Here is a 15,675-nt window from a genome sequence, read left to right as displayed (position 1 = left end):
GGAAGGTTGCACGGGCCCCCTGAACCCACAGGCGTCGCGTACGTCACTCCGGAGGCCGGGCAGCAGTGTGGGCCGCCCCGGACATTCACCGTCCGGGGCGGCCCACAGAGCTGTACTGCGCGAGGTACTGCCCGAAGGTCAGTCCTCGGTGGGGGCGGAGGCCGCCGACTGCGACGGCTGCTCCGCGGCCGCGGTCTTCTTCGAAGCCGACGCCCTCTTGGCCGTCGTCTTCTTGGCCGCGGTCTTCTTGGCGGCCGTCTTCTTCGCGGCGGTCGCCTTCTTCGCGGGGGCCTTCTTGGCCGCGGCCTTGCGCGTCGCCTTCTTGGCCGGAGCCGGAGCCTCGGCGGCGGTCTCGGCGGCGGGCTGGGTCTCGGCGGCGGCGCTCTGGTCCGTCACCGGCGTCTCGACGACCAGCACGGCCGCCTCCTCCGCACCCTTGGGCGATCCCGCGGGCGCGGAGGCCTTGCGGGTCGCACGACGGCGCGCACGCGGCGGAGCCGCCGCTGCCGGCTCCTCGGCCGCGGGCTGCTCGGCCGGGATCTCGGCGGCCACCGGCTCCGCGGCCTTCGGCTCCTCGGTCTTCGGCTCCTCGACCACGGGGGCCGGGGCGGCGACCTGGACCTCCTCGGCCGCCGGCGCGCCGGCGCTCTTCGGCGCACCGGCCGGAGCCGTCGCCTTGCGCGTCGCACGACGCCGCGTACGGACCGGGGCAGCCTCCGGCTGCGGCTCGGGCGCGGGCTGCGCCTGCTCCACCTCGGGCTCGGGCTGGGGCTCGGGCTCCGCCACGGCCTCGGGCTCCGGAGCGGGCTCCGGCTCGGGGACGTACACCGGCTCCGCCGCCTTCGGCGCACCGGCCGGAGCCGTCGCCTTGCGGGACGCCCGACGGCGCGAACGGCCACGGCCGGCGGCCGCCTCGGCCTCCGCGGGGCTGCTGTACAGCTCCTCGTCCGGCACGAACTCGGGCTCGGGGAGCGCCGTCGGCGCCGCCACCTCGGCGGCGAGCTCGGCCTCGGTCTCGACCTCGGTCTCCGGCAGCTCCGCGTGCTCGTGATCGAGCTCCGCACCACCGCGGCCGCGCTTCTTGGAACGCTTGCCGCCACCACCGTTGCCCGCGGCGACCGGCTGCTCCATGTGCACGATCACACCGCGCCCGTTGCAGTGGACGCAGGTCTCGGAGAAGGACTCCAGCAGACCCTGGCCCACCCGCTTGCGCGTCATCTGGACCAGGCCCAGCGAGGTGACCTCGGCGACCTGGTGCTTCGTACGGTCGCGTCCCAGGCACTCCAGCAGGCGCCGCAGCACCAGGTCGCGGTTGGACTCCAGGACCATGTCGATGAAGTCGATGACGACGATGCCGCCCAGGTCGCGCAGGCGCAGCTGACGGACGATCTCCTCGGCCGCCTCCAGGTTGTTCCTGGTGACGGTCTCCTCGAGGTTGCCGCCCTGCCCGGTGAACTTGCCGGTGTTGACGTCGACGACGATCATCGCCTCGGTCTTGTCGATGACCAGCGAACCGCCGCTCGGCAGGTAGACCTTGCGGTCCAGTGCCTTCATCAGCTGCTCGTCGATCCGGTACGTCGCGAAGACGTCGACCTCCGACGTCCAGCGCGACAGCCGGTCCGTCAGGTCCGGGGCGACGTGCGAGACGTAACCGTGGATGGTCTCCCACGCCTGGTCACCGCTGACGATGACCTTCGAGAAGTCCTCGTTGAAGATGTCGCGCACGACGCGGACGGTCATGTCCGGCTCGCCGTAGAGCAGGGTCGGACCGCTGGTCGCGCCGCTGCTCTTCGACTTCTTGACGATGTCTTCCCACTGCTGCTGCAGGCGCTCGACGTCGCGGCGCAGCTCGTCCTCGCTCGCGCCCTCGGCGGCGGTGCGCACGATGACGCCCGCGTCCTCGGGGACGATCTTCTTGAGGATGGTCTTCAGACGCGAGCGCTCGGTGTCGGGCAGCTTGCGGCTGATGCCGGTCATCGAGCCCTCGGGCACGTAGACCAGGTAGCGGCCGGGCAGCGAGACCTGGCTGGTGAGGCGGGCACCCTTGTGACCGATCGGGTCCTTCGTGACCTGCACGAGGACCGACTGGCCGGACTTGAGGGCGGACTCGATGCGACGGGGGCCGTGGCCCATGCCCAGCGCGTCGAAGTTCACCTCGCCCGCGTACAGGACGGCGTTGCGGCCCTTGCCGATGTCGACGAAGGCGGCCTCCATCGACGGCAGTACGTTCTGGACCTTGCCCAGGTAGACGTTGCCGACGTACGAGGTCGACTGCTCCTTGTTGACGTAGTGCTCGACGAGGATGTTGTCCTCGAGCACACCGATCTGGGTGCGGTCGCCGTGCTGACGGACGACCATCACGCGCTCGACGGCCTCGCGGCGCGCCAGGAACTCGGCCTCGGTGATGATCGGGACGCGGCGGCGGCCCTGCTCACGGCCCTCGCGGCGGCGCTGCTTCTTCGCCTCCATACGGGTCGAACCCTTGATGGACTGGACCTCGTCGAAGCCGGTGCCCGGCTCGCGCTCCGCTTCCTTCTTGCGCGGCTCACGGACCTTGACGACCGTACGCTCCGGGTCGTCGACGCCGTTGGCCTCGGACTCCGGGCCCGCGTCACCGCTGCGGCGGCGACGGCGGCGGCGACGGCGGCTGGAGGCGGAACCCGCACCCGACTGGTCGGCTTCGTCCTCGTCGGCCTCGTCGGCGTCCTCGTCGGCCCGGTCGGCCGCGGCCTCGTCGGACGTGTCCGGCTCCTCGGACTCCTCCGCGTCGACGGGCTCGCCACGGCGACGCCGGCGGCCACCGCGGCGACGGCGGCGTGCCCTGCGGTCCTCGGCCTCGTCGGAGTCGTCCTGCGCGGAGTCCTCCTCGTCCTGCTCCTCCTCGACGAGCTCGGCGGGCTCCTCCGGGGCGGGCGCGGTCTCGACGACACGCTCGACGCGCTCCGCGCGCTCGTCCTCGGCGGGCTCACCGCGGCGACGGCGACGACGGCCACGCTGCGGGGCGGCCTGCGGCGCGGGAGGCGCCTCGACGACCGTCTCCTGCTCCTCCTCGTCCTCTTCCACGTCCTCGATGAAGTCCGGCTCCGCCATCCGGGCGGCAGCGGCAGCTGCGGCCGTCTCGGGGGTCTGGAACATCGGCTCGGTGAAGACCGGCGCCTGGAACACGGCGACAGCGGGACGCGACACCCGGCGGCGCGAACGCGGCGGCTCCTCGGCCTCGGCCTCGGCCTCGGACTTCGGCGCGGCGGCCTCGTCGGCAGCGGCCTCGTCGGCGGCCTTGCGGCCACCGCGACGACGCGGCGTGCGCCCACGCGGTGCCTCTTCCGCCTCGGCCGCCACGGGCGCCGCCGGGGCAGGCTCCTCGGCGGGGGCCTCTTCGGTCCTCGGCTCGGTCTTCGGCGCGCCGGCGGGCGCGGTCGCCTTACGGGTCGCCCGACGACGGCCACGCCCACGCGGCGCCTCGTCGGCGGCCTCGTCGGCGGCAGGAACGGCAGCGGCGGCAGCGACCGGAGCCGCAGGCGCCTCCACAACGGCCTCGGGCACCTCGGCCTCGACCGGGGCCTCCGCCTCGGCGGGCTTCGGGGCACCGGCGGGCGCGGTGGCCTTACGGGTGGCACGGCGGCGCGTACGGGCCGGCGGAGCCGCCTCGTCGCTCTCCGCAGCGGGCTGTACGGCCTCGGCCTGTGCGGCGGGCTCGGGTGCGGCGGCGGCCTCGACCTCGGCGGCAGCCGTGTCCGCGCTCTTCGGCGCACCGGCGGGAGCCGTCGCCTTGCGCGTCGCACGGCGGCGCGTACGGGCCGGCGGAGCGGCCTCGTCCACGGCGGCGGGCTCCTCGGCGGCGGCCGCGGGGACCGCAGGCGCCTCCTCCGCCTCGGCGGGCTTCGGAGCACCGGCGGGCGCGGTCGCCTTACGGGTGGCACGGCGGCGCGTACGGGCCGGCGGAGCCGCCTCGTCGCTCTCCGCAGCGGGCTGTACGGACTCTGTGTTCTCTGCGGGCTCGCTCACGGCGCCCTCTCCGGCCGGTATGGCCGGAGCCGCGGCCTCTACGGTTTCGGCGGTCACCACGGCCTTCGCGCCCCCGGCCGGAGGACCGGCGGGGCGCGAGGCCGCGCGGCGCCGGCGGCGCGGCGGCAGCGTGTCGCTGGGCGAGTGGTTGTCGTCGGTCTCCCCGGCGGTACGCGCGGTACCTGCCGAGGGCTCGGTGGAATCGTTCGGCTCGAGCATGCGGGCGGTTCTCCCGTCGCGCTCCCGGGCGCCGCGCCTGATTCCGGTCCGGTCCGGTCCGCGCGATGAGCGCGGTACCGCCGTCCGGGGCGCGGGCGCCGCACGGGAGCTGTTGTCTAGCTCGCCGGTTCCGTACGCGGTGTGCGTACGGCCTGGCGAAAGTCTTCTGGTCAGTGCGCGGCCCGACCCAGGTGGCTCCCGAGTCCCAGGGCTGCGCTGCAACGACCGCCCTACGCGGAACCTGCACCTTCCGGCGCCGTCGCGGTGGTCAGTCCGGCGGCCCTGGGTGGGGCGGCCGTGACTGCCTCGCGGTCGGGCGCGAGCGGGTCGGTCACCGTGCCGGACTCCTCGTCGAAGAGCCCCTGCGCCAGCCTGGTCACCGCTGCGGGGACCGGCGGCGCCAGGTCGGCCACAGCTCGGAGACCGGACAGGACGTCGTCGGGTCGTACGGCGGGTGTCGCATGCCGAACAACCAGCCGCAGTATCGCACAGGGCCCGACCCCCGGCCTATCGGACGGCGGACGGACCGCCTGCAGATCCACGACGGCGCTCCGGGCGTCGAAGGACCGCATGCCGTTCTTGGTACGGCGCTGGACCTCGACGCTCTCGGCCGCGAGGAAGGCTCCGACGGCCTTCTCCGCGTCTTCGGGAGCGACACCGTCGAGGCGCATCTCCCACACGGAGGCCTGCAGCCGGTCGGCGAGACCCGACGTACGCGCCTCGACCGCGTCCGTGATGTCGAGCCCGTCCGGCAATGACTCGTCGAGCAGCTCGCGCAGCTCGTCCGCGTCGCGCGCGGCGGTCAGTGCGATCTCCAGGTACTCGGCCTCGCTGCCCGTGCCGGTGGGTGCGGCATTGGCGTACGAGACCTTCGGGTGCGGGGTGAAGCCGGCCGAGTACGCCATGGGTACGTCGGCGCGTCGCAGCGCCCGCTCGAAAGCGCGCTGGAAGTCACGGTGGCTGGTGAACCGGAGGCGGCCGCGCTTGGTGTAGCGCAGTCGGATGCGCTGCACCGCCGGTGCGGGCGGCGGGCCTTCGGGCTGTCGCTTGCCCAGTGGTTCTTCTCCTCGTGCGGGGCGGCGCGCTGTCCGCGCGCCACCCTCCGGCGTGGGGTCCGTCCCCTCGCGTCCCGGCGGCCGGCTCACCCCTGCTTGGCCGGGTTTCCGCCAAGCAGGGAGGTCTCGGACGCGGGTGCCGCGCTGGGGGCGGTCGTCTTACTACCCAGAGTACGCGCAGGAGCCCGCACCGGTTCCACGGCCTCGGCCGGGCGCTCGGCCGGCCAGGTGTCCGCGGGCCCCCCGACGAGCGCGCGCCACGCGTCGCGCCGCGCCTGGCGCACCGTCTCCCGCGCGCTCCGCAGCACACCGCGCGCCGCCCGGCCCGCTTCGGCGGCCGCCCGCCCCACCGGCGCCCAGAGGGTGTCGCGCACCCAGTGCCCCACCGGCGTACACACGCTGAGCCACACCCAGCGCACCGGCCGCCCCACCAGGTTCCACCCGAGCCACTTCAGCGCACGTCCCACCGCCCGGGAGATGTACCCGGCGATGCGCCATGCGTGCCCGAACGCGGCAGCGATCTCGCGCCCGACGGGGACCAGCACCGCGCGCCACAGCCACGCGACGGGTGCGACCAGGACGGTCATGACGCACCAGATCACCCCGCGCCGGAGGCCGGCGGCCAGCCACGCGACACCCCGGCCCAGCGGCGCGAGAACGTGACCCCACAGCGCCACCCACGGCCACACGAACAGGGCCTTGCCCAGCCAGCCGAGCCCGCGTCCCACCGGCGTCAGGACGTACGTGTACAGCCACACCAGCGGCACCACGACGAGCGTCCGGACCACCCCTGCCACCGCCGTGCCCACGGCGCGCGCGACGGCAGCGAGCGCGTGCCCCGCCGTGCGCCCGAGCCAGGCCAGTCCGCGCCCGGCCGGGGCCAGCACCCGGCGGTACAGCCACACCGCCGGCACGACGATCCCGTACCGGGCGACGGGCACCACGACGTACTTCCACAGCAGCACCCACGGCATGATCAGCACGGCGTGGGCGACGTACCCGAGCGCCTTCGTGACGGGGAGGAGGACGTTCCCGTACAGCCACACCAGCGGTGTCACGACCAGCAGCCGGAAGACCGCGGCGAGCGCGCGGCCGACCGCCTTCCCGCAGACGGCGAGCAGGTCCCACACCATCCGCACCGGGACGACCAGGACCAGCACGACGAGGCGCACCGGGATCCTGATGACGGCAGTCAGACAGCCCTCCCCCTGCGGTGCCTCGCGCCGGGGCGCGGGCGGCTGAGAGTGCGGCTGCTTCTCGAAGTCCATGCTCATGAGGACGCGTCAGCCCGTCGTCCGGATCCAGGAACCGGGCTTTCCCTCGCGGACGTACGGCAGACAGCCGCGCGGCTTCGCGGCGGCATGCCCCTGCCGGCGGGCGCCGGGCCGTGCGCCGTAGCCGATGTGCCCGCCCGTTTCCCGTGGCCGGGGCGCGAGGCGGTGACGTACCGGGCGGAACCCTTCGGGCGCGTGCCGGGTGTCGCCGTACACGGCGGACTCGCGGGCGAGGGCGGCACCGGCCTACTCGTCCTCGGCCGGATTTCCTCCATCGCCGCGAGGAGGGAGACGCGAAAGCGGACGTCAGGGGCTACGAGCTGCGGCATCGCATCATTGTGCCGGTGCCGGTACGCGTGAAGGCCCGGCCGGGGACTCTCCCGGCCGGGCCTTCACGGCGGCGCAACTCCTGCTCGTGCCCGTCCTACTTGACGACCGTCAGCGGCAGGAGCTTCTTGCCCGTCGGGCCGATCTGGATCTGCGTGTCCATCTGAGGACATACGCCGCAGTCGAAGCACGGGGTCCAGCGGCAGTCCTCGACCTCGGTCTCGTCGAGCGCGTCCTGCCAGTCCTCCCAGAGCCAGTCCTTGTCGAGACCGGAGTCCAGGTGGTCCCAGGGCAGGACCTCCTCGTACGTACGCTCACGTGTCGTGTACCAGTCGACGTCCACGCCGAAGCCGGGCAGCGTCTTCGCCGCGGCGTCCATCCAGCGGTCGTACGAGAAGTACTCGCGCCAGCCGTCGAAGCGGCCGCCGCCCTCGTAGACGGCCCTGATGACGGAGCCGATGCGCCGGTCGCCGCGCGAGAGCAGACCCTCGACGATGCCGGGCTTGCCGTCGTGGTAGCGGAAGCCGATGGAACGGCCGTACTTCTTGTCGCCGCGGATCTTGTCGCGCAGCTTCTCCAGGCGGGCGTCCGTCTCCTCGGCGGAGAGCTGCGGCGCCCACTGGAAGGGGGTGTGCGGCTTGGGCACGAACCCGCCGATGGAGACGGTGCAGCGGATGTCGTTCTGGCCGGAGACCTTGCGGCCCTCGGCGATGACCTTGACCGCCATGTCACCGATCTGGAGGACGTCCTCGTCGGTCTCGGTGGGCAGGCCGCACATGAAGTACAGCTTCACCTGGCGCCAGCCGTTGCCGTACGCCGTCGAGACGGTCCGGATGAGGTCCTCCTCCGAGACCATCTTGTTGATGACCTTGCGGATGCGCTCCGACCCGCCCTCGGGGGCGAAGGTCAGGCCGGACCGGCGGCCGTTCCTGGTCAGCTCGTTGGCGAGGTCGATGTTGAACGCGTCCACGCGGGTCGACGGCAGCGAGAGGCCGATCTTGTCCTCCTCGTACCGGTCGGCGAGGCCCTTGGCGACGTCGGCGATCTCGGTGTGGTCCGCCGAGGAGAGGGAGAGCAGGCCGACCTCCTCGAAGCCGGTCGCCCTGAGACCCTTCTCCACCATGTCGCCGATGCCGGTGATGCTTCGCTCCCGCACGGGGCGCGTGATCATGCCGGCCTGGCAGAAACGGCAGCCGCGGGTGCAGCCGCGGAAGATCTCGACGGACATCCGCTCGTGGACGGTCTCGGCGAGGGGCACGAGGGGCTGCTTGGGGTACGGCCACTCGTCGAGGTCCATGACGGTGTGCTTGGACACGCGCCACGGCACGCCGGAGCGGTTGGGCACGACGCGGGCGATACGGCCGTCGGGCAGGTACTCGACGTCGTAGAAGCGCGGGACGTACACGCCGCCGGTCCTGCTCAGCCGCAGCAGCACCTCGTCGCGCCCGCCGGGCCGGCCCTCGGCCTTCCAGGCGCGGATGATCTCGGTGATCTCCAGGACGGCCTGCTCGCCGTCGCCGATCACCGCGCAGTCGATGAAGTCCGCGATCGGCTCGGGGTTGAAGGCGGCGTGCCCGCCCGCGAGGACGATCGGGTCGTCGAGGGTGCGGTCCCTGGACTCCAGCGGGATGCCCGCCAGGTCCAGGGCGGTGAGCATGTTGGTGTAGCCGAGCTCGGTGGAGAAGCTCAGCCCGAAGACGTCGAACGCCTTGACGGGGCGGTGCGCGTCCACGGTGAACTGCGGAACCCCGTGCTCGCGCATGAGCGCTTCGAGGTCCGGCCACACGCTGTAGGTGCGCTCGGCCAGGACCCCCTCACGCTCGTTCAGTACCTCGTAGAGGATCATGACGCCCTGGTTGGGCAGGCCCACCTCGTACGCGTCCGGGTACATGAGTGCCCAGCGGACATCGCAGGAGTCCCACGGCTTGACGGTGGAGTTGAGCTCACCGCCGACGTACTGGATGGGCTTCTGCACATGCGGGAGCAGAGCTTCGAGCTGTGGGAAGACCGAATCGACAGACATCGAGAACTTTCCTGAGCTGGCTGGGGGACGACTGTCAAGCGTACCCCGGCCCTCAGTCGCCCAGAGCCGCCCGCAGTTTCGGCCCGGAAGCCTGCGCCCACGCCTGCGGCAGCTCCCGCTCCCGTGTCTGTGCGGCCGCCTCCTCCTGGCCGTACAGCAGGCCCCAGGTGAAGGCCGTCTCCCCCGCCGCGTGGGCCTGGACCGCCAGCTCGCGCAGGGCGTCGCGGGACACGACGCTGTCCTGGTGGTCGCCCAGGAGGGACTGGACCGCCTTCACGCGCTTCGCGAAGCGCTGGGCGGACTTGCCCAGGGCGGGGCCGGCGGCGTCGGCGGCGTAGCGGGTGCGCTTGGCCGCCTTGCGGGCCTTGTGCAGGGCCAGGTCGCGGTCCTCGCCGGGCGGGAGGGCCAGTGCGCGCTCCATGCGGGCGGCGAGGCGGGCGTAGTCCTTGCGGAGCGCCTTGGAGAGGACCTTCGGGGCCGGCCGGGACGCGGCGGGGAGCAGGGGCGGGTCGGCCAGCAGGGCGTGCAGGGCGGTGAGGAGGTCCAGGTACCGCTCGCTGTCGAGTACGGCGACGACCTCGTGCCGGGAGCCGTGGTGGCGGGGCACGGACCAGATGCGCAGGCGGGCGTCGACCGGGCCGAGGACGAGTGGCCGGGGAAGGGCGGCGATGCGGCTCCGGAGGCGGTGGTCGAGGACCTCCTGGTCGCGGTCCGCGCCGAGCTCCCGTGCCAGCCACTTGAGCTCTCCGGCGACCGGATCGGTGACCGTCCGGTCCAGGACCTTGCGGTAGGTGCGGAAGGTGCTGCGCAGGCGGCGGGTGGCGACGCGCATCCGGTGCACGGCGTCGGGCAGGTCGCGCCGGACCGCCGGGTCGTGGGCGACGAGCGTGTCGTACTGCTGCCGGAGGTACGTCAGGACGTGGTCGCCCGCGGTGGGAGCGGGAGAGGCGGACTGCTCGTCCTTCGCCCGCTTGGCCCGCTTGGCCTTCTTCGGCTCCTCGGCCTTCTTCGGCTTCTTCTGCGGCGGTGACGGCTGCGTGTCCGCCAGCGCCTTGGCCAGTTTGGACGCCCATGCGGCGGGGCGCAGACCGGCCGCGCGGAGCTTCTTCTCCACGGCGTCGAGGAACGCCGGGTCGCCGTCGTCGGCGAGTTCGACCTCGACCTCCGTCCAGTGCGCCGTGGCGCCCTGCGCCCCGATCCGTTCGGCGGTGACCGAGTCGACGCTCACCTCGGCGAGCAGTTCGCCCCGCGCGCCGACGAGGTGGCGGACGTCGCGCGAGGAGCGGAGCCGCACGAGGGGGGTGAGCAGGGCGCCTCGGGTCCGGGAGCGGACCAGTTCCGCCAGTGGGTCCGGGACGGTCGCGGCCGTCGGGGCGCGGATCTCGTCGCGCACGCCCGGGGAGACCGGCAGCTTGAGGTGCCAGCCGGCGTCGTCGCCGCCGGTGCGGCGGCGCAGGGTGACGGAGTCGGCGGCGAGTCTCAGGTCGTCCGTGTCGTAGTAGACGGCGTCGAGTTCCATGACGCCTCTGTCCTCCACGGACGAGACGCCGGCCACCTCGGTCAGGTCGGGCAGCCGGGTCTCGCCAGTGGTTTCGTACTTCCGCTCGGTTTCGCGCTTGGTGTCCGCCATGAATCGAATCTAGACGCGAAAGGGCTTCCGGGCAGCCGCTGTGCCGTTATGCGTCATGCCGTCATGCCGTTATGGGCCGCTGCACCCTGATCGACTGGAGCAGTCCGACCGCGACCCAGACCGCGAACATCGACGATCCGCCGTACGAGACGAACGGCAGCGGGAGCCCCGCCACCGGCATGATGCCGAGCGTCATGCCGATGTTCTCGAAGGACTGGAAGGCGAACCAGGCGATGATGCCGCCGGCGACGATCGTGCCGTACAGCTCGGTCGTCTCGTGTGCGATGCGGCAGGCGCGCCAGAGCACCACGCCGAGGAGGAGAAGGATCAGGCCCGCGCCCAGGAAGCCGAGTTCTTCGCCTGCCACCGTGAAGACGAAGTCGGTCTGCTGCTCGGGACGAACTGTCCCGTGGTCTGGCTGCCCTTGAAGAGGCCGGTGCCGGTGAGGCCGCCGGAGCCGATCGCGATGCGTGCCTGGTTGGTGTTGTAGCCGACGCCCGCCGGGTCGAGTTCGGGGTTGGCGAACGCGGCGAAGCGGTTGATCTGGTACTCGTCGAGCAGGCCGATCTGCCAGACGACGACGGCTCCGACGGCGCCCGTTCCGATCAGGCCGAAGACCCAGCGGTTGGAGGCCCCGGAGGTGAGCAGCACACCGAGGATGATCACCGCTATGACCATGACCGAGCCGAGGTCGGGCATCAGCATGATGACGACGATCGGTACGACGGCGAGGCACAGCGCCTTGACGACGGTGATGTGGTCGGGGTGCTCCTGGTCGCCCGCGTCGACGCGGGCGGCGAGCAGCATGGCCATGACCAGGATTATCGTGATCTTGGTGAACTCGGACGGCTGGAGGGAGAATCCGCCGCCGAGCACGATCCACGCGTGCGCGCCGTTGATGGTCGCACCGAGCGGGGTGAGGACGGCGAGCACCAGCACGACGGACAGTCCGTAGAGGACGGGGACCGCGCCGCGCAGGGTGCGGTGGCCCAGCCAGATCGTGCCGATCATCAGGACGATGCCGATGCCGGTGTTGAGGACGTGGCGCCAGAGGAAGTACTCCGGGTCGCCCTGGTTGAGCTGGTCGCGGGTACGGGTCGCGGACCAGACAAGCAGCGCGCCGATGACGGACAGCGCGAGCGACGCCCAGAGCAGCGGCCAGTCGAGCCGGCGCACCATGGAGTCGCGGGCGGTGAGCTTGGCGAGAGTGCCGCGCTCGGGGGCGTACCGCTGGACGGAGAAACCGTGTGGACCGGACATCAGTCGCCACTCCTGCCGATCGCGATCTGCTGGTCCGCAGCCGGGTCCTTGGGCTTCTCGGGTACGTACGGCCTGATCTCCGGGGCGTCGATGGAGCCGTCCGTACCGATCTTCGGAAGCCCCTTCTGCGGCTTGGGCAGCAGGGCCTTCTTCGGGTCGATCCTGCCCTCGTCGCTGACGCCGTAGAGGGCGTCGTAGATGTTGCGTACGGCGGGTCCGGAGGCGCCGGAGCCCGTACCGCCCTGGGAGATCGTCATGACGATCGTGTAGTCGTCGGTGTAGGTCGCGAACCACGAGGTGGTCTGCTTGCCGTAGACCTGGGCGGTGCCGGTCTTGGCCCGCATCGGGATCTTGTCCTGCGGCCAGCCGCCGAACCGCCAGGCGGCGGTGCCACCGGGCTCGACGACGGAGCGCAGGCCCTTGTCGAGGTCACGAACGGTTTCGGCGTCGACCGGCAACTTGCCGTGGGCCTTGGGCTTGATCTCCTTGATCTTCTTGCCGTCGGCGCTGATCACGGCCTTGCCGAGGGTGGGGTTGTAAAGGGTGCCGCCGTTGCTGATGGCGGCGTAGGCGGTGGCCAGCTGGATGGGGGTGATGAGGACGTCACCCTGGCCGATGGCGAAGTTGATGCTGTCGAAGGCCTTCAGCTGGTTGCCTTCGAGGCAGCTCTCGTAGGCGATCTGCTCGACGTAGCTGCCGCCCTTCTTGCCCTGCTTGCACCAGACGTCCTTGTTGGCTTCCCAGAAGGCATGCTTCCACTGGCGGTCGGGGATGCGGCCCTTGACCTCGTTCGGCAGGTCGATGCCGGTCTCGGAGCCGAACCCGAAGTCGTGGGCGGTCCGGTAGAACCAGTCGTGGGCGCTCTTCTTCGGCTTGATGCCGCCGTCGCGCTGCCACTCCTGGTGGCCGAGGCGGTAGAAGACGGTGTTGCAGGAGTACTTGAGGGCGTCGCCGAGGGTGATGGGGCCGTGTCCCTTGGACTCGAAGTTCGCGAAGCTCCGGTTGCCCATGCTGTAGGAGCTGCTGCAGTTGTAGAGGCCGTCGAAGGGGTGGCCGGCCCGTACGGCCGCGCTCGCCGACACCACCTTGAAGACGGAGCCGGCGGGTGCCTGGCCCTGGATGGCCCGGTTGAGCAGCGGGTAGTTGGAGTTCTTGTCGGTGAGCCGGGCGTACTCCTTGCCGGAGATGCCGCCGATCCAGGCGTTGGGGTCGTAGTCGGGCTGGGAGGCCATCGCGACGACGCGGCCGGTCTTGGACTCCATGACGACGACGGCGCCCGCGTCGGCCTCGTACGGGCGGCCGGTGATCTTGTCGGTCTCCTTGCGGACGGTCTTCATCGCCTGGTGGAGCTCGTACTCGGCGACGGACTGGACCCGGGCGTCGATGGAGGTGACGACGTTGGAGCCGGGCACCGTCGGGTCGTTCTCCGCCTCGCCCATGACGCGGCCGAGGTTGTCGACCTCGTAGCGGGTGACGCCCGCCTTGCCGCGCAGTTCCTTGTCGTACGTACGCTCCAGTCCGGAGCGGCCGACCATGTCGGAGCGCAGGTACGGCGACGGGCCGTCCTTGGCCTTCTCGATCTCCTCGTCGGTGACGGGCGAGAGGTAGCCGAGCACCTGGGAGGTCCTGGCCTTGCCCGGGGCGGGGTAGCGGCGTACGGCGGCGGGCTCCGCCGTGATGCCGGGGAAGTCCTCGGCGCGCTCGCGGATCTGGAGGGCCTGCTTGGTGGTGGCCTCGTCGGTGACGGGGATCGGCTGGTAGGGCGAGCCGTTCCAGCAGGGCTGGGGGGTCTTGGAGTCGCAGAGCCTGACCTTGTCGGCGACTTCCTTGGGCGTCATGCCGAGTACGCCGGCGAGCCGGGCCAGTACGGCCTTGCCGTCGTCCTTCATCTTCATCAGGTCGGTGCGGCTGGCGGAGACGACGAGGCGGGTCTCGTTGTCGGCGAGCGGCACGCCGCGGGCGTCGAGGATCGAGCCGCGGACGGCGGGCTGGACGACCTGCTGGACGCCGTTGCCGGCGGCTTCGGCGGTGTACTCGTCGCCGTTGCGGATCTGGAGGTACCAGAGGCGGCCGCCGAGGGTGAGCAGGAGGGAGAGGACGAGGACCTGGATGACGACGAGCCGGATCCGGACTCTGGGGGTCCGGCCAGTCTCGGGAATGTTGCTCATACGGCGGTCCCCTCCTCGAAGTCCTCGGAGCGAGTGGTCACAGTCGCTTGACCCCCTTGATGCGTCCGGCCCTTGCCGCCCGCGAACGCGCGGCCCTGTTCCTCAGTCCCCCGCGCCGGTCGCCGATGCGCAGGCCGGTGCCGGAGGCGAGCCAGCCGGTGGACACGTCGGCGCCGTTGCTGCCGCTCCGGCTGTCGGCGAGCGGATCGTTCTCGGCACGTCTGGCCAGCCACATGACGACCGGTACGACGAAGGGGGCGAGCAGCAGGTCGTAGAGCGCGGAGGTGAACAGCAGGTTCACGAGGCCCACGTGGCGGGCGGCGGTGTCGCCGACCAGGGCGCCCACTCCGGCGTACAGGAGGGTGGAGCCGATGGCGGCGACGACGACCGCGACCATCGGGGCCGTCGCGGACTTGAGCTGGCCGTTCTCCGGCTTGGCGAGACCCGCGAGGTAGCCGATGACGCACAGGACGAGTGCGTAGCGGCCCGCGGCGTGGTCGGCGGGCGGGGCGAAGTCGGCGAGGAGGCCCGCGCCGAACCCGATGAGGGCTCCGCTGGTGCTGCCGTACACGAAGGCGAACCCCAGGACGGTGAGGAGCATCAGGTCCGGTACGGCACCGGGGAGTTGGAGCCTGGCGAGAACGCTGACCTGGACGACCAGGGCGACGAACACCAGGGCGGTGGAGAGCAGCATCCGATTGAGGCGCATGGGGTTCAGCTCCTACGGGGTGCCGTCGGCGGGAACGGTGCCGTCGGCGGGGGGCGCCGAGGGGGTGGCCGTGACGGTCACCGTGGGGGTGGGCCTGGGTCCTGCGGGCTTGGGCGGCAGGACCGTGTCGCGCGGGTCCTTGCGGGGGGTCTCGACGACGACGCCGACGATGTCGAGCTTGGTGAAGCCGACGTACGGGCGGACGTAGACGGTGCGGGTGAGGTCGCCGCCGGAGGGGTCGACACGGGTGACCCGTCCGACCGGGACGCCCGGTACGAACGGCTTGTCGGCCTGCGAGCCGAAGGTGACGAGACGGTCGCCCGCCTTCACCTTGGCCTTGCCGTTGAGCATCTGCACGCGCAGCGGGCGGTCGCCCTGGCCGTTGGCGAAGCCGAGTTCGTCGGTCTTCTCCAGGCGGGTGCCGACGGTGAAGTCGGGGTCGTTGGCGAGCAGTACGGTCGCGGCGTCCGGGCCGACGGTGGTGACGCGGCCGACGAGTCCGTCGCCGTTGAGCACCGTCATGTCGCGCTCGATGCCGTCATTGCTGCCGACGTCGATGGTGACGGTCCAGGAGAATCCCTGGGCCGCGCCTATCGCGATGACTTCGGCGCCCTTGATGCCGTACTGGCCGGCACCGGCCGTCTTGAGCATCTTGTCGAGTGCGCGGGCGCGGTTGCGGTTGCGGTCGTCGCTGCCGAGTTTCTGCTTGAGCGCGGCGTTCTCGCGCTCAAGGACGGCGAGGCGGTCGTGCCGCTCACCGGAATCCCGGACGGCCCCGATGGCGTTGCCGATCGGGTCGACCGCTGTGGCGAGCCCGTTCTCCACCGGTCCGAAGACGGTGGCGGCGGCCCGCCTGGCGCCGTCGACCGGCGACTCCTCGCCGCCGCGGATGTCCACCGTAATCAGAGCGAATGCGATGGCGATCAGCAGCACCAGGAGCAGCCGGCTCTCTCGTGTGTCCCTCACGTGCGGCGGCCGTGCCTTCCTCTTCGGAATTCTTGTGTC

The 15,675-nt window shown here is 71.8% G+C and carries 8 protein-coding genes and 1 pseudogene; all 9 read right to left on the bottom strand.

The genetic code is table 11. The features are described from left to right. Window positions 1–138 precede the first annotated feature (138 nt). The 9 genes and pseudogenes from BN1555_RS21285 to mreC all read right to left on the bottom strand — a co-directional run bounded on the left by BN1555_RS21285 (window position 139) and on the right by mreC (window position 15,636). A complete protein-coding gene (locus BN1555_RS21285; RefSeq protein WP_093800872.1) occupies window positions 139–4,224 on the bottom strand; it encodes an Rne/Rng family ribonuclease in 4,086 nt (1,361 codons plus the stop codon). Between the two features lie 230 nt (window positions 4,225–4,454). After that, complete coding sequence (locus BN1555_RS21280; protein ID WP_093800871.1) at window positions 4,455–5,237, bottom strand: TIGR03936 family radical SAM-associated protein; 783 nt, start codon at window positions 5,235–5,237, stop codon at window positions 4,455–4,457. A 128-nt stretch (window positions 5,238–5,365) separates the two neighbouring features. Next, window positions 5,366–6,547, bottom strand: a complete 1,182-nt coding sequence (locus BN1555_RS21275) for a hypothetical protein (RefSeq protein ID WP_093803538.1) — start codon at window positions 6,545–6,547, stop codon at window positions 5,366–5,368. 430 nt (window positions 6,548–6,977) lie between these two features. Further along, a complete protein-coding gene (locus BN1555_RS21265; protein ID WP_093800870.1) occupies window positions 6,978–8,903 on the bottom strand; it encodes a TIGR03960 family B12-binding radical SAM protein in 1,926 nt (641 codons plus the stop codon). Between the two features lie 52 nt (window positions 8,904–8,955). Continuing rightward, window positions 8,956–10,533, bottom strand: a complete 1,578-nt coding sequence (locus BN1555_RS21260) for a CYTH and CHAD domain-containing protein (protein ID WP_093800869.1) — start codon at window positions 10,531–10,533, stop codon at window positions 8,956–8,958. A gap of 61 nt (window positions 10,534–10,594) precedes the next feature. Next, window positions 10,595–11,793 (bottom strand): annotated as a pseudogene (rodA, locus tag BN1555_RS21255) (rod shape-determining protein RodA). Beyond that, window positions 11,793–13,961 carry a penicillin-binding protein 2 gene (gene mrdA / locus BN1555_RS21250; RefSeq protein ID WP_093800868.1) on the bottom strand — a complete coding sequence of 723 codons (2,169 nt, stop codon included), beginning with the start codon at window positions 13,959–13,961 and terminating at the stop codon, window positions 11,793–11,795. The pseudogene rodA and the gene mrdA overlap by 1 nt, the downstream one beginning before the upstream one ends. Window positions 13,962–13,998: 37 nt before the next feature. Then, window positions 13,999–14,670, bottom strand: a complete 672-nt coding sequence (gene mreD / locus BN1555_RS21245; protein WP_093800867.1) for a rod shape-determining protein MreD — start codon at window positions 14,668–14,670, stop codon at window positions 13,999–14,001. Window positions 14,671–14,682: 12 nt separating this feature from the next. Then, window positions 14,683–15,636, bottom strand: coding sequence for a rod shape-determining protein MreC (gene mreC, locus BN1555_RS21240; RefSeq protein ID WP_093800866.1), 954 nt, complete (start codon window positions 15,634–15,636; stop codon window positions 14,683–14,685). Window positions 15,637–15,675: the final 39 nt, after the last annotated feature.

Source organism: Streptomyces sp. Wb2n-11, from assembly GCF_001049855.1.
GTDB lineage: Bacteria > Actinomycetota > Actinomycetes > Streptomycetales > Streptomycetaceae > Streptomyces > Streptomyces altiplanensis.
Note: the sequence above shows the minus strand (reverse complement) of the source record. Positions and strands in the feature narration are given on the sequence as shown.

What these genes read in the sequence shown, in the direction of transcription:
- mreD (WP_093800867.1), bottom strand. Translation starts at nt 14,670, where the DNA reads ATGCGCCTCAATCGGATGCTGCTCTCCACCGCCCTGGTGTTCGTCGCC.
- BN1555_RS21265 (WP_093800870.1), bottom strand. Translation starts at nt 8,903, where the DNA reads ATGTCTGTCGATTCGGTCTTCCCACAGCTCGAAGCTCTGCTCCCGCAT.
- BN1555_RS21285 (WP_093800872.1), bottom strand. Translation starts at nt 4,224, where the DNA reads ATGCTCGAGCCGAACGATTCCACCGAGCCCTCGGCAGGTACCGCGCGT.
- BN1555_RS21275 (WP_093803538.1), bottom strand. Translation starts at nt 6,547, where the DNA reads ATGGACTTCGAGAAGCAGCCGCACTCTCAGCCGCCCGCGCCCCGGCGC.
- mrdA (WP_093800868.1), bottom strand. Translation starts at nt 13,961, where the DNA reads ATGAGCAACATTCCCGAGACTGGCCGGACCCCCAGAGTCCGGATCCGG.
- BN1555_RS21260 (WP_093800869.1), bottom strand. Translation starts at nt 10,533, where the DNA reads ATGGCGGACACCAAGCGCGAAACCGAGCGGAAGTACGAAACCACTGGC.